The organism is Corynebacterium spheniscorum (assembly GCF_900113445.1).
Taxonomy (GTDB): domain Bacteria; phylum Actinomycetota; class Actinomycetes; order Mycobacteriales; family Mycobacteriaceae; genus Corynebacterium; species Corynebacterium spheniscorum.
Map to the genome: position 1 here is coordinate 33,563 of NZ_FOPJ01000004.1, position 19,447 is coordinate 53,009.

Sequence of the window (19,447 nt, forward strand, 5' to 3'; positions counted from 1 at the left end):
CAAGGTCAGTCCCCACGCGTCGCCAAATCAGTGGCAAACTGATTAAGGTCTGACATGGGGACTTCGTCTTTTCTCACCCCCCGATCATGGATAGGTAGGCGATTAACCCATGCAGCACCTGTGGGCAGCCCTCAGACGCCACCGTGGACTCACCGCCACCACTTTGCTCGCGGGCCTGATCAGCATTGTTTTCGACGCAGTGATTCCACTGCTCACTCGCGATGCGATTGATACCGCCACCGGGGTGCGCACCCCAACTACCGGCCCAGACCATAGCCGCTGGTTCCAAGTACCAGACACCATCCACGGCATCATTGTTGTTTTATTGATTATTGCTGCGGTGAAATACGCCGGGCATTTCACGCGTCGTTTTACATCCGGTTGGCTTGCCTATCACGTCCAACATGACCTGCGCATGGCGGTGCTGACGAATCTACAAAGGCTCGATCCCCCAGCCCGCCGAAGCTTAGGTACCGGCCAGGTGGTGTCTCGCACCATCTCTGATCTTGGCCAGATCCAGCGTCTCCTCGGCATGGCCCCAATGGGGCTGACGATGGTTCTGCATCTCGTGCTAGTCGTCGCCATTATGGTGATTATCTCCCCGCTTCTTACCGCCGTAACTTTGGCCTTGGTGCCGCTGATTGTGTGGGCGGCAGCGCGCTCTCGTAAAGCTTTATACGGTGCCACCTGGTTAGCTCAAGCAGCCGGCGCAGATGTAGCCACCCATGTTGAGGAAACTGTCACCGGTGTGCGCATTGTGAAGGCCTTCCACCAATCCGATACTGAGGTAGAACGCAACGCTGCCTTAGGCCGCACCCTCTACTCACTGCGTATGCGCGCAGCAAGGCTCAATGCCCGCTTCCAGCCCGTATTAGAGCAACTGCCTCAAGTCAGTGTCGTCATTGTGGTGCTGGTTGGCGGCATGCTGGTGATGCGCGAATCCCTCAGTGTGGGAACCTTCTTTGCTTTCTCGGTATACCTCAACCGGGTCACCGAATTCGCCCGGATTCTTGCTTCCATGGTGGTGCGCTTTTATATGGGGCGCGCAAGTATCGACCGTGTTGCGGATCTGTTAGATGCCCAACCTGTACATCCCTTCATTGAGGCTGAGCCTAAAGAGGCTCCGCGCGGCACCGTAGAAGTCAAACTCGAACACATTGCCTTGGCTCCGACCTTGGTGGACACCACACTGGAACTGCCCGCCGGGGAAGTTACCGCTCTGGTGGGCCCCCCGGGCTGCGGCAAAACCCTCCTGGTTCGGCTCATCGCTGGTCTAGATCAACCAGATGAAGGGCAGATTCTTTTCAATGGCCGCGATTTACGAGATTTTCCTGAGGAAGAACTGCGTCACCTCGTTAGCTTCGTGCCCGATGAGCCCTTCCTTTACTCCGGGAGCATCGCCCATAATATTGCGATGGCTACGGGCGCTAGCCAAGAAGAAATTGAATACGCTGCAAAAATTGCCTGCGCCAGTGAATTCATCGATCGCTTAGAAGATGGTTATGACACCATCGTCGGCGAACGTGGCCTCACGCTTTCTGGTGGACAACGTCAACGCATTGCCTTAGCCCGCGCACTGCTTGCCCGCCCCAAAGTTCTCCTACTAGATGACGCCACCAGCGCTATTGATGCGGCAACCGAAGCCCAGATTGTCGCGAATCTACGTGCAGAGCTACGTGGAGTAACCATCCTGGCAGTCGCACACCGTCACTCCACCTTGGATTTGGCTCAGCAAGTAGCGCTCATGGATGAAGGCCGAATTATCACCTGTGCGCCCTTGTCGGAGCTAGAGAAGCATCCTGGCTACCAACAGCTCATGGGCTTCCGGGAACTCACCGCTGCAGCGGTACCGGATGATCACACGTATGATCCAAACCTACCCTCCCATGGCGATACCCAAGACCAAGGTGAACCACCTCTGGACCAAGACGTGTCGGATGAACAACTCTGGCCCCATCCTTCCTGGGAACTAGAAGAAGCTCACTATGTGGGTATTGGGGCTGCTCCCCCACCGCCTGGGGTAGATACCCGCATCCCAGAAGAGGTGCTCCAAGAAAAGCCCCGCGAACCTATTCTTCAGGACGCGTTCAGCATGCGCGAGATGCTGGGTAGCGTCCGCGGCCTCATCGCAGCCGTAGCGGCACTGCTCATCATCGGTGTGGTGATGGATCTATCCTTCCCCACCCTGATTCGTTGGGCGCTCGACCATGGTGTTGCCCAAGGCGAGGTCAGTGTTCTGTGGTGGTTGAGTCTGACCGGGCTTATCGTCATTGGCATCGCCTGGGGTGCTGCCGCGTGGCGCACCGTATTGGCCGCTAAAACCGGTGAAGGGTTGCTGTACCAGCTACGTTTACGCAGCTATGCGCACCTGCAATCGCTCTCGATGAATTATTTTGAGACGCACCTATCCGGCCGCATTATGACGCGCATGACCACCGATGTGGACAACCTAGCTGGCTTCTTACAAACCGGTTTAGCCCAAACAGTGGTGTCAGCCGGCACCCTCATCGGCATCTTGGTGATGCTCGGTGTCACCGCACCTTCACTTGCGCTGATCGCCGCCGCTTTCCTGCCCATCATTATCATCGCCACCATTTTCTTCCGGCGCTATGCCGCCCGCCTCTATACCCGCGCGCGGGAGGAAATCTCACAGGTCAATGCAACTTTCCAAGAAGCCTACAATGGCGCGGAAACCACCCAGCTGCACCTAATGGGAGAAGATACCTATGAGCAGCTTAGGGAAGAATCCTCCGCCTACGTCAAAAGCCGGATCACCTCCCAGGCTCTCGTTGCAGCGTATTTCCCCGGGTTGGGGTTCCTCTCAGATATTGCCCGCGCGGTGGTGCTCGGCGTCGGTGCCAGCATGATCAGCGATGAACAGATCACCACCGGTGTCATGATTGCCTTCCTGCTCTACCTCGCCCAACTCTTCGGCCCTATCCAACAACTCGGCCAAATCTTCGACACCTGGCAACAGGCCTCTGTCTCTCTTAGCCGCATCCGCGAGCTGCTGGCTGAAAAACCCATCGTTGAGGACACCGGCACCCGCACCGACGCCGCTGAACGAGCCAGCGAAGACCTCGCCTTAAATAATGTGAGTTTCGCTTATGGCGAGGATCTACCGGAAGTAACCCACGATATGCAGCTGCTGCTCCCAGCTGGCACCACCACGGCTTTGGTGGGCCCCACTGGGGCCGGGAAATCCACCGTGATTAAGCTCCTGGCACGTTTTTATGACCCGGCACATGGAAGTGTCGAAGCCGGAAAAGTAAATATCCGTGAATTCCCCATTCCTAACTGGCGAGCACAATTAGCGATGGTCCCCCAAGAACCGCATCTATTCCAAGGAACAGTTGCCTCCAATATCGCTTATGGTCGTCCGGAGGCCAACAGAGAAGAAATCATCGCGGCTATTAGGCGCGTCGGCGCAGCCGAAGTTCTCGCCCAACTCCCCCACGGTGTGGCCACCCAAGTCAATGAACGCGGCCAAGGTTTATCTTCTGGGCAACGCCAACTCATTGCGCTCGCCCGCGCGGAGTTGGTTGAACCACGGATTCTGCTGCTTGATGAGGCCACTGCCACCTTAGATCCCGCTACCGAAGCACAGGTGCTCGGCGCCGCGGAAAAGATCACCGATAGCGCGGCACAGCCACGCACCAGTGTGATTGTGGCGCACCGTCTTGCTACCGCGGAGCGTGCGGATCATGTTGTGGTGATTGATCATGGCCGCATCATTGAAAGCGGCTCCCCGGCTACCCTGGCGGCTAATCCGGACTCCGCTTACACCAAGCTGCGCCGAGCGGCCGGCATGGCGCGAGCCCAATTAGATAATTTGCGGCCAAGCCCAAAACCTGGTGAAACAACCTCCGAGATCTAGCTCATCCCAGCTCAACAGCGGTGCTTGACACAAATCCTGGAGAAAACTCTTAACGTTATAAAATATGTTCGGTTGAACAGTAGGCACCATATGGGGGGAGGTCATGGCAATAGCTATCACGGGCACCATGCGCCCGACTACCCTATGAGGGGTCAATTGCTGTGACGTACAGTTGATTTATAAACACCCACCTTAACGAATGAAATGAGGCGAGCACCTGCCGTGAGCAGCGCGAGTACTTTCGGCCAGAATCAGTGGCTGGTAGACGAGATGTACCAGCAGTTCAAGAAGGACCCCGCATCCGTAGATAAGGAATGGCGGGAACTCTTTGAACGCGACGGCGCCCCTGCATCTGCAGCGGGCACAGCCTCGGCTGACCAGCCCTCGAAGCCTTCCCAGGCGTCTCAGGCCAGCCCAAGCAACCAGCCCAAGCAGCCAGCCCAAAATAAGCAGCCCGCCAACCAAGGCGCCCCCGCACCAAGTGCGGAGAAGGCTGCTCAGCGGAAGAAGGAAGCAGAAGCCCGCAAGCAAGCTAATTCTCCGCTTTCCCGCCTTAAGGACGCCCCGGAGCCCGGCAAGACCCCGCTGAAGGGCATGTTTAAGGCCATTGCCAAGAATATGGATGTCTCCTTAGAGATTCCTACGGCGACCTCCGTGCGCGATATGCCGGTTCGACTCATGTTCGAGAACCGCGCGCTGATTAATGACCAGCTCAAGCGCACCCGCGGCGGCAAGATCTCCTTCACCCACATCATTGGTTATGCCCTGGTGAAGGCCGTTATGGCGCACCCGGATATGAATAACTCCTATGACGTGGTCGACGGCAAGCCCAGCGTCATTACCCCGGAGCACATTAACCTCGGCCTGGCCATCGACCTGCCCCAAAAGGACGGCAGCCGTGCCCTGGTCGTGGCCGCCATTAAGAAGTGCGAAACCCTCAACTTCACCGAGTTCGTTGATGCCTACGAGGACATCGTCGCTCGTTCCCGCAAGAATAAGCTGACCATGGATGATTTCCAGGGCGTCACCATTTCGCTGACCAACCCCGGTGGCATCGGCACCCGTCACTCCGTGCCGCGTCTGACCAAGGGCCAGGGCACCATCATCGGTGTTGGTTCCATGGATTACCCCGCTGAATTCGCCGGCGCTTCCGAGGACCGCCTCGCAGAGCTCGGCGTTGGCAAGCTGGTCACCATCACCTCCACCTATGATCACCGCGTAATCCAGGGTGCAGAATCCGGTGAATTCCTGCGCACCATGAGCCAGCTGCTCATTGATGATGCTTTCTGGGACGAGATCTTCACCGCCCTGAATGTTCCCTACACCCCCATGCGTTGGGCCCAGGATCTGCCGAACACCGGTGTTGATAAGAACACCCGCGTTATGCAGCTCATCGAGGCTTACCGCTCCCGCGGTCACCTGATTGCCGATACCAACCCGCTGCTCTGGCACCAGCCGGGCATGCCGGAACCGGATCACCGCGACCTCGACATTGAAGCCCACGGCCTCACCCTCTGGGATCTGGACCGTACCTTCAACGTTGGTGGTTTCGGCGGCAAGGAAACCATGACCCTGCGTGAGGTGCTAGCCCGCCTGCGTGCCGCCTACACCCTCAAGGTCGGTTCCGAATACACCCACATCCTGGATCGCGATGAACGCGAATGGCTGCAGGATCGCCTCGAAGCTGGCATGCCCAAGCCCACCAACGCTGAGCAGAAGTACATCCTGCAGAAGCTCAACGCTGCTGAGGCTTTCGAGAACTTCCTCCAAACCAAGTACGTCGGCCAGAAGCGCTTCTCCTTGGAAGGCGCGGAGTCGCTCATCCCGCTGATGGATGCCGCTATCGATACTGCCGCCGGCCAAGGCCTGGATGAGGTCGTTATCGGTATGCCGCACCGCGGCCGCCTCAATGTGCTCTTCAATATTGTTGGCAAGCCGCTGGCCCAGATCTTCAATGAGTTCGAAGGCCAGATGGAACAAGGCCAAGCCGGTGGCTCCGGTGACGTCAAGTACCACCTCGGTGCCGAAGGCGAGCACATCCAAATGTTCGGCGATGGCGAAATCAAGGTCTCGCTGACCGCCAACCCCTCCCACCTTGAGGCCGTCAACCCGGTCATGGAGGGTATCGCCCGCGCCAAGCAGGACATCCTTGATAAGGGCGAAGGCGGCTACACCGTTATGCCGCTGCTGCTCCACGGCGATGCTGCTTTCGCTGGCCTGGGTATCGTCCCAGAAACCATCAACCTCGCCCAGCTGCGTGGTTATACCGTTGGTGGCACCGTCCACGTGGTGGTCAATAACCAGATTGGCTTCACCACCACTCCGGATTCCGGTCGCTCCTCGCACTATTGCACCGACCTTGCCAAGGGCTTCGGCTGCCCGGTGTTCCACGTCAACGGCGACGACCCCGAAGCTGTCGTGTGGGTCGCGCAGCTGGCCACCGAATACCGCCGCGAATTCGGCAAGGATGTCTTCATTGACCTCGTCTGCTACCGCCGTCGCGGCCACAACGAGGCTGATGATCCTTCGATGACCCAGCCGAAGATGTACGAGCTCATCAACGACCGCGAAACCGTTCGTGCTCGCTACACCGAAGACCTGCTGGGCCGCGGCGACCTCTCCAAGGAAGACGCCGAGAAGGCTGCCCGCGACTTCCACGACCAAATGGAATCCGTCTTCAACGAGGTCAAGGAAGCCGGCAAGAAGACCCCGCAAGCCCAAGAAGGCATCACCGGCTCCCAGGAACTCACCCAAGGGTTGGATACCTCCATCACCAAGGAAGAGCTGCTGGAAATCGGCCACGCCTACGCCACCATGCCGGATGGCTTCACGCTGCATAGCCGCGTCGCCCCGGTCGCCAAGAAGCGTGTCGAGTCCGTCAAGGAAGGCGGCATCGACTGGGGTTGGGGCGAATTGATCGCCATGAGCTCCCTGGCTAATGCCGGCAAGCTGGTCCGTCTCGCCGGTGAGGATTCCCGCCGCGGTACCTTCACCCAGCGCCATGCCGTGGTCTTCGACCCCGAAACCGGCTCCGAGTACAACGGACTGCACGAGCTCGCCCAATCCAAGGGCGATGGCAAGTTCCTGGTCTACAACTCCGCGCTCACCGAGTACGCCGGCATGGGCTTCGAATACGGTTACTCCGTCGGCAACCCGGATGCGGTTGTCGCCTGGGAAGCGCAGTTCGGTGACTTCGCCAATGGCGCCCAAACCATCATCGATGAGTATGTCTCTTCCGGTGAAGCCAAGTGGGGCCAGACCAGCAGCGTCATCTTGCTGCTGCCGCACGGTTACGAAGGCCAGGGCCCGGACCACTCCTCCGCCCGCATCGAGCGCTTCCTGCAGCTATGCGCCGAAGGTTCCATGACGGTCGCTCAGCCTTCCACCCCGGCCAACCACTTTCACCTGCTGCGCCGCCAGGCGCTGGGCACCATGCGCCGCCCGCTCGTGGTCTTCACCCCGAAGTCCATGCTGCGTAATAAGGCCGCGGTCTCCTCGGTGGAAGAGTTCACCGAGGTCACCAAGTTCCGTTCCGTCATCAATGACCCGAACCTGGTCGATCACAATGGCAAGGTCGTCGGCGATGCTGACAAGGTCAAGATCATCATGCTGGTCTCCGGCAAGCTCTACTATGACCTGGAGAAGCGCCGCCAGAAGGATGGCCGCGATGATATCGCCATCGTCCGCATCGAGATGCTGCACCCGATCCCCTTCAACCGCCTGAAGGAAGCCTTCGACTGCTTCCCGAACGCCGAGGAGATCCGCTTCGTCCAGGACGAGCCCGCCAACCAAGGTCCGTGGCCCTTCTACAACGAGCACCTGCGTGAACTGATCCCGAACATGCTTCCCATGAAGCGCGTCTCGCGTCGTGCGCAGTCCTCCACCGCCACGGGTATCGCTAAGGTACACCAGGTGGAGCAGGCCCAACTCCTTGATGAGGCCTTCGAGTAAAGACTAAAGATTAAGGGCTTTCCCACTTCCCAGGGAAAGCCCTTTTCTTTATGTTTTAGCCTGTCCCGAGATCCGCAGCCAGGGCATAAAAATACGTGCAGCCAAAGCAACTAAAAAACGGGTTAAGTAGCAAAAAGTGTGCTTTTTTCGGCGTTGTGGCTGGTCAGGGTATGTAAATCCGGGTTTTATTAGGTTCCGGGGCTTATATCCGCAACTTTAACGTTCAATCGACCGGAATGACACCCACATGTGCCAAGCGCGGTTTGGTGTGCTTTCCCAGTGATCAAAACCCAACGCAATGCCCCCTATGCGCTGGGCAATAAAGAAAAATGGCACACCACTAAAGGCACCACCCGCTGGCGATGCAAAGACCCCAACTGTGGTGCCTCCACCACACGCAACCGCACCGACTCCACTAACGCCCATTATTTTCAGGCGTTCCACTCCTATGTCACCTGCCCTGCCACACTGCCCCAACCAGCCACACAACACCACACAAGCCGCTGGACACTAGACCGCAGATTCGCCCCATTTTGGCTTATCGATATACCCAACCCGGGAGATCCCCACCGCGTCTACGACCAAATCTTCATCGACGGCACCTACACCGCAACAGGTTGCTTACTTATCGCAGCCTCCCGAGACCATGTCATCGCCTGGCACTGGGCAAAACGAGAAAACGCTCATGCCTACACCCAATTGCTCAAGAAAATCGCAGAACCCTTATGCGTTGTTCTTGATGGTGGGCAAGGTGCATCAGTCGCGATCAAAGCCTGCTGGCCTAATGCTTTAATCCAGCGGTGTCTCGTACATGCTCAACGGGTGATTCGGCCCTACACCACCAGTAGGCCTCGTGCTACCGCTGGCAAAGCAATCTACGCGCTGGCGCTAAAACTCACCCGGTCCTTGGTCTCCTGGTCAAACTTCTTTGGCATAGCCCAAATTTTCCCATCTACTCAGACGGACCAAAACCCAGAGCACTTCAATATGGTCGCGTTGGTAGACATAGTGAAGATCACATACCAAAACGAGTCTGGGAGTGGACTGTTCAACGGTAGGCAGCGCAAAAGAAACGTAAGTGATAGGAGTTATTTTCCGAAGATCACCTTTGGTTTTCCGTCTTATTGCGCAATATGCTGTGGTGCTTGTACCTGTCCTACTCACTACTGCTTTCCACTTGCAGCCCCGTATCCGATAGTGCAAGTGATTAATCCAATGAAGCCGCATCCGATCGCTATTTCTTGCGGTAGTGACATTATCAACAAAACGCAGCTAGCTACGTAAGCAAGAGTTGCAATGAAGAACCACCAAACTGCGGCTGTAGATCTATACCTAACCAAAGGGTGATGTGTTTTGGAACTATAAGCAGCTGGTATAGCAGTAGCGCAAAGGATAGCCGCGCAAATCATCACGGAGAGCGGAAACCAAATACTACCCAAAATTCCTCAACTTAATAACAGCAGAAAGGACGGCACCTGCGAACTTTGCAGCGTTTTTCGTCAGCCTTGGTAACGCAGTCTTCCCAGGTTCGCTTGTCCATCGGATGATAGTTGCGGGAGCACGAATTTCTTTTTTAGGCGCGAGTATCCATCTCTTTCACGGCTTTCTTCGCCTGCTGTCCCGCCAGGATCACCCCACCGCTGACAACCACCACGTACGCCCCGGTGAAGTAGTACATCCACTCAGGCTTAGTAAAGGCCGACCACACCATGCCCGCGGCCAAGAGCAAACCAATCACACCGGCGGCCATCAGGGTAGGTGCGCAGGCCTTATGAGCCACCGTCCAGGTCTCCTCACTACGCATGGTCTCTACTGTGCGGATCCCCAGGAAGTTATTCATCTTCAGAGTTCCCGATTTCGCCTGCATTGCGCTGACAATCAGCAGCAGCGAAGAGGGGATCAACACAACGAGGAGGACAATAACAATCAGTTCCATTGCGGCCTTCCCACAACTGCAGCATGTATCACTTAGCGAAAACAAAGTTACCCAGTTGGGGGGGTAAACAATTTCCCGGGGGTACCTGCGGGGGATCCAAGCGCCCCGATTAAATCAGCTTGGCGTCCAACCACTCGCGCACGGCATCCTCCAAAGAGGAACTCTCTGCTTTCTCCGCCAGGTCTTTCAAGGTCTGTTCATCCAGATAGCGACCTAGCTTATTAATGGCATATCGGGTCTCACGATCCAGGGCGGCAGCATCATAGATCGGAATGATGTTCTGGGGCAGATCCTTAAATTCACTCTCGCTGCACCCCTGTGCCGGGGATGGGTCAGGCACCTGCAAGAACCCCGCAAGCGAGTGCACCGCATACTCATAGGTGGCCCGCTGATTATCCTCGGAATTCGGCTGCGCATCAGCTTCCGCGAATTTCTTCTCCAATCCTTCTGCCAGCTCCGGCTGCGCGCGCCCCACCACATCCCCTGTACACGCAATCACCATGCCCACACGGCGCTCATTAATGGCCTCCCAGCCCTCCCCCGCCGCAATATCTACAACCTCATTGCGTTTCCCATGCCGGTTCAATGCCTGGGAATACAGCTCCGCCAAGATTTTTTGCTCCGGCTCATCAGCATCCTGGGCAATGGTGATGCTCGCCAAGCGCTCTTCCTGCGAAGCCGAATGCGGCTCCGCAGCAGCAGAGCAGCCAGCCACGCACAGCAGCATGGGCAGCAAGAAAAGTTTTAAGCCGGGTTTCATCACAGCTGTCGAGTTTATCGCTTATCCTGCGCGCGCTGGTTCTCCCCAATACGTAGCTCCCCACTATTCACCGCACGAGCAATGGCATCGCGAGCTTCCACCGCATGATCTGGTTTGCACAGCACGTCATAGCGTCCGGCCACAATCTGGGTTTGGGAGGTGAAATCCCGGCGTCCCGCCGAAGCAGCATAAGGCACTGCCGCCATAATGATGCCGAAGATAACGCCCAATAAAATACCGGCGATAAGCGGCGCTAGCCAGGCTTCTTGGAATAACCCCATCAGTAGACCAATGAAGGTGCCCAACCAGGCGCCACTAGCCGCACCACCCATCAGTACCCGCCCCCAGGTGAGCCTCCCGGTGACTCTTTCTACTTCCATCAGGTCCACGCCCACGATGGTTAGTTCGTTGACGGGGAAGCCATTATCGGAGAGCATATCCACCGCGCCTTGGGCTTCGGCGTAGCTATTGAAACTGCCAACCGGCCAGCCTTCTGGGCGGCTGCGCAATCCACGGGCTGAGGCGTTCGGTGCCACTGGGTATGTCTCCTTGCCAGCTCATTCTTCTTCTACTAGGGATAACGCCTAATGATGGTCGATTGTTCCATACCCAATAGTTAAGCAACCATGGTGGCAAACACAGCCGCCGAAGCAATGGAATTCACCGTCATATGCAGCGCCACAGAAGCCACCAAGCTGCCATGGAAATTGCGCAAAAGCGCGGCCGCCACGCCGAGAACAAACAGATAGGGAATCAGCACCGGTGTCATGTGCGCGAGCGCGAATACCAGCGAGGTAATAATCACCGCTGCTGTGAAGCCCCACTTATTGCGCGCAACATTGAAGAAAATTCCGCGGAAGAAGAGTTCCTCCCATAGTGGGGTAAAAATCGCAACACCGATAAACCAGAATGGGAAATAGCCGAACCCCACACTGGCAACGCCATCAGCGAGCTGCGCTTGAGCGACTGGTTCCGGGGCTTGGAAAACGCCAAAAATGATGAGCTGCATCCCCACGGCGATGATGACAACCAAGGGGAGCTGCCAGAGTAAATGCCAGCGCCGCGGCCCCAAGGGCACGGCCCCGATCTGTTCCCTGCTGACCTTATGGAATTTCAGCAACCACCATAAGCACGTAAGGGTCACCGCAGAATGCAGTCCCAGCGTCAGGACCAAAATTTTAAAGAACCCAACATCGTCGGAAACCCCGAGGAGAAGACTCAGCAAAATCGACAGGCCAAAAAGCACCACCACTGAGGTCGCCACCACAATGAGCGCTGCGTGAAAAAGAATCTTGCCGCCCAGTGGCTTCTCAAAGCGTGGGCACTGCATATGCGCTTGAGCTACAGGCTGTAACCACTGCGGCTCTGCATAAGGATTCGGCATCATTTCGGATGTACCCGTCCGTTGGGATGGGGACTGCGGATAGCCCTCTCCCACCGGTTGCCAATAGTTGTCGCTCATTTGCAGACAGTCCCCTTCTAGTACTGCGCATCGGTATCTCAGATGTGTTCACCGAGTCTGCGATGAACAATACCTGCGGAATAAAGAAAAAGGGGTGCCTCTGCGTAGACTCAACACCTATGAGTTCCGTAACCCGCGTCTATGCCGGGCGGCTATCGGGAATGGTGGTGCGCAGCCCTGACACCGAACCCATTGGTCGTGTCCGCGATGTCATCGTCAATATCCGCCCCGATGGCCAACCTTCTAGGGCCTTGGGACTCGTCGTGGAGATGTTTAATAAGAAACGCATCTTCCTCCCTATGCTGCGCATTACCGCCATTGAACCAGGTGAAATCACTCTGGTATCTGGCTCGGTGTCTTTGCGTTCCTTTAGTGTGCGCACTGGTGAGCTCAGCATTATGGCCGATATGGTGGGCTCCAAGGTTCATACGGATGATCCGGAACTCACTGAGTTACATGACCGCCCCGTAGAAATCGCGGATGTCGAACTCGAACGCACCCGTACCCGCGATTGGATTATTAGCCGCGTCGCGGTCTTCGGGCAGCGGCCTAAGTTCGGCCGCGCCCCCAAACTCAATATCGTGCCCTGGTCGCATGTTCACGGTGTTACTGCCGCGGGTGTGGGGCAAACCGATACGGTCGCAGAAATGATCGCCGAGTTCGAGGATATGCGCCCGGCGGATGTCGCCAATATCTTGATGGATCTTTCCACCGGCCAACGTATCCGCATCGCCGGTGCCCTTAATGATGAACGCCTCGCCGATATCCTCCAGGAGCTTCCCGAGGATTCTCAAACGGAGCTACTCGAAGCCCTCGATATTGAACGCGCCGCTGTGGTCCTAGAAGAAATGGACCCCGATGATGCCGCCGATATCCTCCAAGAACTCCCCGATGCTAAAGCCGAGGTTCTGCTGGAGCTTATGGACCCGGAGGAGTCCGCCCCGGTGCGCCGCTTGATGAGCTTCTCCCCCGATACCGTCGGTGCGCTGATGACCCCCGAGCCATTGGTCCTCACCCCACAAACCACCGTCGCCGAGGCTCTCGCCTTGGCACGTGATCCTGATCTGCCTACTTCGCTAGCGTCATTGATCTTTGTGGTTCGCCCGCCCACTGCAACCCCCACTGGCCCTTATTTGGGGTGCGTGCATTTACAAAAGCTCTTGCGCGAACCACCTAGCACGCTGATTTCTGGGATCCTGGACCCTGATTTGCCGCCGCTTTATGCCGATGATTCCCAAGAAACCGCGGCACGCTATTTCGCTACCTATAACTTGGTGTGCGGCCCGGTCCTTGATGAAGATAAGCACCTGCTCGGCGCGGTGGCGGTGGATGATCTGCTCGACCACATGCTGCCGGAGGATTGGCGCGAAAGTGGGCTCCGCCCAGAAGAAAACGAAGAGCAGCAATCCACACAGGAGGTGAAGCATGGCTGATTACAGCGCCCGCCCGGATCTCGATACTCCCATCGCTGGGCAACGCCGCAAACTCATCAACCTCGATGCCGATGCGGTGGGCCGCACCGCTGAAAATGTGGCGCGCTTCTTTGGCACCGGCCAATACCTCATGTGGCAGACCCTCATCGTGATCGTCTGGATCGGCCTCAACATCGGTGGTTTTTGGTGGAATTGGGATCCCTACCCCTTCATCCTCCTCAACCTCGCTTTCTCCACCCAGGCCGCCTACGCCGCGCCGCTCATCCTCTTAGCCCAAAACCGTCAAGAAGATCGCGATAAGATCGCGCTGAATGCGGATCGTCGGCGTTCAGAACAAACCAAAGCCGATACTGAGTTCCTCGCCCGCGAGCTCGCCGGTGTGCGCCTCGCACTTGGCGATATGGTGTCGCGTGATTATTTACGCCATGAACTTGAGGACCTTCGTGGCCTGCTAGAACGCATGGAAGCCAAGCTCGATGATGCCACCGCCGCCACCATCGAGGATGCCTCTGAGCTCTCCGAGCCCACCCAGGGTGATGTGGATGAAGAAGACCTCCCCGCCCCGCAGCCCACGCCGCAGGACTACACTTAGGCCGCAATGTCTCATATCACTGAATCCGCGGTTCGCGGCGCCCTGTCCCGCGTAGAGGACCCAGAAATCGGCCGGCCGATCACCGAGCTCGGCATGGTTAAATCCATTGAGATTAATGGCAAGGACGTTCACGTAGAGATCTACCTGACCATCGCCGGCTGCCCCCTAAAAACCACTCTTATTGAAAATACGCGCGCGGCCGTCGAGGAACTCGAAGGCGTCGGTACTGTTACCGTCACCAATGACGTCATGTCCGATGAGCAGCGCCGCGAACTCCGCGCCACGCTGCGCGGCGGGGTCGCCGAACCGGTCATCCCCTTCGCCCAACCGGATTCCACCACCCGCGTCTTCGCGGTGGCCTCCGGTAAAGGCGGGGTCGGTAAATCCTCCATGACGGTCAACCTCGCCACCGCCCTGGCCGCCCGCGGCTTACGCGTGGGCGTGCTCGATGCGGATATTTATGGTCACTCCATCCCCGGCATGATGGGCTCTGATCAGCGTCCCAACCAGGTCGATGACATGATCATGCCGCCCATCGCCCATGGAGTGAAGATGATCTCCATCGCGCATTTCGTGGAAGGCAACGCCCCGGTCGTGTGGCGCGGCCCCATGCTGCACCGCGCCATCCAACAATTCTTAGGCGATGTGTTCTGGGGAGACCTCGATGTCCTCCTGCTCGACCTTCCCCCCGGCACCGGCGATGTCGCGATCTCGGTCGCCCAGCTCATCCCCAACGCTGAGCTGCTGATTGTCACCACTCCCCAGGCCGCAGCCGCGGAGGTGGCGGAGCGCGCGGGCACCATCAGCCTCCAAACCCGCCAACGCATCGCCGGCGTTATTGAAAATATGTCGGCCATGGTCATGCCCGATGGCAGCCTCCTCGATGTCTTCGGTTCCGGCGGCGGCGAAGCTGTCCGCGAGCGCCTCAGCATGCTCACCGGCACCGACGTCCCGCTGCTCGGCCAGGTGCCGCTTGACCCCAAACTCCGCGAGCACGGCGACGACGGCACCCCCATCGCCATCAGCGAACCCAACTCCCCCACCGGCCAGGCCATTAACGCCATCGCCGATAAACTCGTCGTCCGCCGCGAATCCCTCGCCGGCAAACCCCTGGGCCTCAACGTCGAGCGTTAAACCCAGGGCTATCCCCGAGATCGTGGGGTGCTCCAAGGCACTCACCTGCGGGAGTTCTCCTCCCGCAGGTATGCCGCGCCAAGACAGTTTTAGGCGTTAACAGCAAGTAGCGTGCCCAGAAGCAGCAAAAATACGATTTCCAGCACCAGTCCAATGCGGTTGATGATCTTTTCATAGTTCATAGGGCGCCACTTCGCCAGCGCTGCGCATAGCCCAACACCAAGCAGCCCACCAGCACTATTGGTGATCACATCCGTGATATCGCTACCGCCAATAGCAAACACATACTGCGATAGCTCAAACCCGATACTCAGCAGCACCGCCGGCAGCCACTGCAGTAGCCAATGCTTCTTAGCCAGGAAGATGCGCATATACATTCCGAAGGGAATGAACACCACGAGGTTATAGATGATCTCGTCGAAGCTGATCTTCCCATTGACAATCATTGACTCCCCGAAGGGAACCAGATTGAGATTCCGCATCTGTGGAATCTCATCAACGCTGGTGGCAAATTTAAACAGAGTCAACCACACCAACAGCGCAAAGTAAATCCCGAACACCACATACGTTGGCCAGCGTCTCCTCGTTTCAACCATGCCCCCCAACTTTAACGTGACAAAAGAGTATTTTGGCTGGTCACAGGGTTTTTTAGGTGATAACCCTGAGGTGGTCTCAATCTTCTCGCCGATTCTGTCTCAGGGTTTCAGCAGTCGCAAGGAATTCCTCCTCCGATAGCGCCAGGTGAAAATAGTAGCCGCAGTTCAGTACTACTCATACTTCTGACTATTCGGCAGTCAGAGTATACGCTGCTAGAGCCATAGAAAGGATGTACAATAATTGCGAAACTCTGCATAAACTATGAGGTGCCCCGGAAGACAGGACCCCCGAACGAGGCGATGACCGGCCTGAGTCCCGCAGCAGGGCGAAAACTTCAGTGTAGAATGATCAACTAGAAATATCTGCACAAATCCTACTCTACGTTTCGTAGATAGGCATGACGATGGAAATACCACCGCTTTCTTTGCCACTGCATTACTGTCAAGAACATTGGGTGTTTTAGATGCTTAAATCCATAAGCCTGCAATAACTATATTGCTTCGCTCCCGACCAAAAACTCGAGAAACTGGACGTTATTAACTATGTTTATGAACCAAATGGATCTGGGAAAACTACAATAAGTGCAGCACTGAACGATCCGGGGGCAAGCGCACTCGAGCCGGTCTGGGAGGGCGATCCACAAACGATCAAGGTATACAACCGGAATTATGTGCAAGATACTCTCGCCTCGACGATGCCGGGAGTCTTTTCCCTGGGGGAGGAAAGCCAACAGATAGTCCAGCAAATTAAAGACCTGACAGATCAGGCAAAGGACCTAGCAGAGAAAAAATTTAGCCAACAACAAGACATAAATTCAACCAAAGAGTCTAGAGATAAGCTCGAAGCGGAAGCGGCTGATCAAATTTGGAATCGTCTCGCGGACTTCCCTTACGAACTCCGCCAAAAAATGAAGGGCCTGAATCGCAGCAAAAAGGACGCCTTTTCCCTAATTATCAGGCACTTCAAGGACTCCACGAAGCCCAATAAAACAGACCTGGACAGACTAAACCTGGATGATCTAAAGAGCCGTGCAGAAAAGGTTTTCTCCTCAACGTTGCACGAGGTCGGCACAGCCCCGCCAGTGCCACCAATCACGTGGAAAGAATGCCACCTTGCCGACAGCCTGCAAACACCGGTCACATCGAGTGCTGATGTCCCGCTGAAGACACTCATTGATGAACTAGACAACTCTGACTGGGTGCGGCAGGGTAAAACTTACCTCGAAGCCCAAGAGAAGCATCCACCACAGTGCCCGTTTTGCCAAAAAGAAACCGATGATAGTTTAAGGGAGCAGCTATCGCGACTTTTTGATACACATTACGAGAACCAGATCGCCTCAATCAAGAAACTAGATCAGGAGGTTAAACAGTTCTACGAACAGTTAAAGGAATATCACAATAACTATCTGAACATCGGCATCAAATATAGTAACCACGATTCATTTGAGGCTTCCTTCAAGGACCTTCAAAGCGCATTGCTCCAAGCCTTACAGCAGCTTGAAAAAAAAATTTCAACGCCTGCCATGATCTACGACAACCCGCACCTAGCGGACCATTACCAGCAGGTCTTGCAACATTCAAGTCAAATTAGCGCTGAAATCAAAGCGCACAATAATCTCGCTAGAAATCAGAACGAAGAAAAAGATCATCTAATAGATCAAAGCTGGACCTATCTAATCTGGATAACGTTGAAACATGACCTGCAGAATTACCTTACCAAGAAAGAGGGGCTGGACAAGAAAATTGGTGGGCTCGAAGAAAAAGTAAAAGATAAAAGTTTAAAGCTGAAGGACCTTGAAAAAGATATCAAGTCGTTGCAATCGAAGACGGCATCCAGTCAGTATACAATCGACAAAATAAATGAGTTACTCAAAGTCCACAGGTTTCACAGCTTCAAGCTGAAAAAGGCCCCCAACCCGGAACAGGGTTACCAGATTGTAAGGTCCGACGAGGTTATCGCAGATAGTAATACGCTTAGTGAAGGTGAGCGAACCTTTCTCACTTTCCTGTACTTCTATCACTCATTGGAGGGGCAGATTGGGGAGGGCGAAACCCCTCGATTATGTGCAGTTATCGATGACCCGATCTCCAGCCTTGACGCGGATATTATGTTCGTGGTCTCTGCACTAATACGTAACATGATTAGGCTCGTTCAAGAAAATGAACATGACAGAGTGGATCAGATACTGATCTTCACTCACAATACTCGTTTCCACCAGGAAGTCAGTTACCCGTCCAAAGGGCGTACAAATAAGAATTCTATGTTCTACCGGATCAAGAAATTGTCTCCTGCACCCAACGAGATTGAAGCCTGTGGTCGTAAAAACCCTGTTCGCTCCTCGTACCAGGAGCTATGGGACCAAGTTGCCGATGCAACCTTACATCCCGATAAGCCTATGCCGTGGCTTGCAAATACGTTGCGCAGGATCCTTGAAAGCTACTTCATGGCGCTTGGCGGTTACACCGACCTCTATTCGCTCGCGGATGAGCTGTCTCAAGCCCAGCGGATGCATCATCACGCTCTTGTAGCCTGGTCGCATCGCGGGTCTCACCGAATCATCGACGATACTATTTTTGCCCCAATCCAAGCATCGAATCAAGACTGGCTAAAGGCTTTCGAAAATATTTTTTCCCGGGCTTCCGGCGGTGCACACCTAGGACACTACGAAATGATGTTGGAGGAGGCAAAACCTGCGCCTGCCAACCAGTCCTAACCTACATCTTAAGCACCTGACTTCCTTTTAGCTCGGCGTACTGGAGTTAAGTTGCACTGGTTGCTTCTCCTATTCTTCTACGCCTGGGTCTGCTGCATAGACAGGTAACAACTAGATTGGCTGGTGGCGGCGGCCAGGGATTAGTAACAGGAGATACTCTCGCCGTTGATGCTTGCTACCGAAAGCTGTTAGCCAACGATAAGCTATCCCATCTTCAACATGAATCTTGCGGGGTCGATGAAGCGCTTGAATCGGTTTGTATGCTTAATGGTGATAGCAACACCACATGGAATAGTAGCCGTTCAGCATCTCCGTGAGAAATAAGGAAGCCCACCGCTTCATGACGACCTGTGCGCTTAGAGGTGTGCTTCGACCATCTCCTTCAGTGTTGCTTTCCAGTTTTCTTCCGGGAGCACACACCCAAGCTGGGAGTGTGCTTTTGGAAGCTTTGCGGCTTCTTGGCGACCCATTTTGATAGTGGGACATTCCTAGTGACAAAAAGTTGCTCGGCTGCCCCATGCCTATCGGCTGGCATCAGCAACTGGATCCCCCGTTAGGCTGATCGCAGCCAATCTCCTCCGGCTTACGAACAATCTGGCCAACAAGTGTCTTGCTAAAAGTTTCTCCGTGAGACAACCTGCCAGACTGTTCAGCCCAGACCGTCGTGTCATAATCCAACTAGGCCGAGAAACCTGCCTATACGACCAGTTCCAGATCGAGTTCCTATCTATCTCAAGCTCGGGGGATATTTTTGAAAGACAGATCCTCTAGACAGCAATTCTTGAAAGTGTTAACGTTGAACTAACACCATTTAGTGTAGCCTTACCATACTGGAGAACCGGTCAAGCTTCTGGTGTTTCCTTTAACCAAGTGGGATACGCATCCCCCAAGCCACAAAAGGAGAGCGCCGTGAAATTACTTCACCGCAAATCTTTACCCGCAGCAGCCCTATCACTGCTGCTACCCGTCGGTTTCCTTAGTGCCCCTATCGC

10 protein-coding genes and 2 pseudogenes are annotated in these 19,447 nt (G+C 55.6%); 7 read left to right on the forward strand and 5 right to left on the reverse strand.

Features of this window, described 5'->3' with window-relative positions; translation table 11 throughout:
• Nucleotides 1–109 precede the first annotated feature (109 nt).
• The 3 genes and pseudogenes from BMZ01_RS04210 to BMZ01_RS04220 all read left to right on the forward strand — a co-directional run.
• The gene (locus BMZ01_RS04210) at nucleotides 110–3,877 is read left to right on the forward strand and encodes an ABC transporter ATP-binding protein (protein ID WP_092284783.1); all 3,768 of its coding nucleotides are present in this window, start codon (nucleotides 110–112) and stop codon (nucleotides 3,875–3,877) included.
• 222 nt (nucleotides 3,878–4,099) lie between these two features.
• Complete coding sequence (locus BMZ01_RS04215) at nucleotides 4,100–7,828, forward strand: multifunctional oxoglutarate decarboxylase/oxoglutarate dehydrogenase thiamine pyrophosphate-binding subunit/dihydrolipoyllysine-residue succinyltransferase subunit (protein ID WP_092284785.1); 3,729 nt, start codon at nucleotides 4,100–4,102, stop codon at nucleotides 7,826–7,828.
• Between the two features lie 236 nt (nucleotides 7,829–8,064).
• A pseudogene (locus BMZ01_RS04220) lies at nucleotides 8,065–8,731 on the forward strand (transposase); the annotation flags it as partial.
• 670 nt (nucleotides 8,732–9,401) lie between these two features.
• Here the strand turns inward: BMZ01_RS04220 and BMZ01_RS04225 are convergent.
• From BMZ01_RS04225 to BMZ01_RS04240, 4 genes are all read right to left on the reverse strand, one after another.
• Complete coding sequence (locus tag BMZ01_RS04225; protein WP_092284787.1) at nucleotides 9,402–9,764, reverse strand: SdpI family protein; 363 nt, start codon at nucleotides 9,762–9,764, stop codon at nucleotides 9,402–9,404.
• A gap of 109 nt (nucleotides 9,765–9,873) precedes the next feature.
• Nucleotides 9,874–10,527, reverse strand: a complete 654-nt coding sequence (locus BMZ01_RS04230) for a type 2 periplasmic-binding domain-containing protein (RefSeq protein WP_143067442.1) — start codon at nucleotides 10,525–10,527, stop codon at nucleotides 9,874–9,876.
• Nucleotides 10,528–10,538: 11 nt separating this feature from the next.
• Nucleotides 10,539–11,060 (reverse strand): YflT domain-containing protein, encoded by a 522-nt coding sequence (locus BMZ01_RS04235; RefSeq protein ID WP_092284791.1) that lies wholly within the window; start codon nucleotides 11,058–11,060, stop codon nucleotides 10,539–10,541.
• An 80-nt stretch (nucleotides 11,061–11,140) separates the two neighbouring features.
• Complete coding sequence (locus BMZ01_RS04240) at nucleotides 11,141–11,986, reverse strand: CPBP family intramembrane glutamic endopeptidase (RefSeq protein ID WP_092284793.1); 846 nt, start codon at nucleotides 11,984–11,986, stop codon at nucleotides 11,141–11,143.
• Nucleotides 11,987–12,105: 119 nt separating this feature from the next.
• Here BMZ01_RS04240 and BMZ01_RS04245 point away from each other — a divergent pair, with 119 nt between their 5' ends.
• The 3 genes from BMZ01_RS04245 to BMZ01_RS04255 are packed head-to-tail and all read left to right on the forward strand — an operon-like array spanning nucleotide 12,106 to nucleotide 15,145.
• A complete protein-coding gene (locus tag BMZ01_RS04245; protein WP_092284795.1) occupies nucleotides 12,106–13,419 on the forward strand; it encodes a magnesium transporter MgtE N-terminal domain-containing protein in 1,314 nt (437 codons plus the stop codon).
• A complete protein-coding gene (locus tag BMZ01_RS04250) occupies nucleotides 13,412–14,011 on the forward strand; it encodes a DUF1003 domain-containing protein (RefSeq protein ID WP_092284797.1) in 600 nt (199 codons plus the stop codon). Before BMZ01_RS04245 ends, BMZ01_RS04250 begins: the two co-directional genes overlap by 8 nt.
• A gap of 6 nt (nucleotides 14,012–14,017) precedes the next feature.
• Complete coding sequence (locus BMZ01_RS04255) at nucleotides 14,018–15,145, forward strand: Mrp/NBP35 family ATP-binding protein (protein WP_092284799.1); 1,128 nt, start codon at nucleotides 14,018–14,020, stop codon at nucleotides 15,143–15,145.
• Nucleotides 15,146–15,234: 89 nt separating this feature from the next.
• Here BMZ01_RS04255 and BMZ01_RS04260 read toward each other — a convergent pair whose 3' ends face one another.
• Nucleotides 15,235–15,741, reverse strand: coding sequence for a VanZ family protein (locus BMZ01_RS04260; protein WP_092284801.1), 507 nt, complete (start codon nucleotides 15,739–15,741; stop codon nucleotides 15,235–15,237).
• A 518-nt stretch (nucleotides 15,742–16,259) separates the two neighbouring features.
• On the opposite strand from BMZ01_RS04260, the pseudogene BMZ01_RS04265 reads away from it, so the two are divergent.
• Nucleotides 16,260–18,455: pseudogene (locus tag BMZ01_RS04265) on the forward strand (AAA family ATPase); the annotation flags it as partial.
• Nucleotides 18,456–19,447 lie beyond the last annotated feature (992 nt).

What these genes read in the sequence shown, in the direction of transcription:
- BMZ01_RS04210 (WP_092284783.1), top strand. Translation starts at nt 110, where the DNA reads ATGCAGCACCTGTGGGCAGCCCTCAGACGCCACCGTGGACTCACCGCC.
- BMZ01_RS04225 (WP_092284787.1), bottom strand. Translation starts at nt 9,764, where the DNA reads ATGGAACTGATTGTTATTGTCCTCCTCGTTGTGTTGATCCCCTCTTCG.
- BMZ01_RS04240 (WP_092284793.1), bottom strand. Translation starts at nt 11,986, where the DNA reads ATGAGCGACAACTATTGGCAACCGGTGGGAGAGGGCTATCCGCAGTCC.
- BMZ01_RS04245 (WP_092284795.1), top strand. Translation starts at nt 12,106, where the DNA reads ATGAGTTCCGTAACCCGCGTCTATGCCGGGCGGCTATCGGGAATGGTG.
- BMZ01_RS04250 (WP_092284797.1), top strand. Translation starts at nt 13,412, where the DNA reads ATGGCTGATTACAGCGCCCGCCCGGATCTCGATACTCCCATCGCTGGG.
- BMZ01_RS04255 (WP_092284799.1), top strand. Translation starts at nt 14,018, where the DNA reads ATGTCTCATATCACTGAATCCGCGGTTCGCGGCGCCCTGTCCCGCGTA.
- BMZ01_RS04260 (WP_092284801.1), bottom strand. Translation starts at nt 15,741, where the DNA reads ATGGTTGAAACGAGGAGACGCTGGCCAACGTATGTGGTGTTCGGGATT.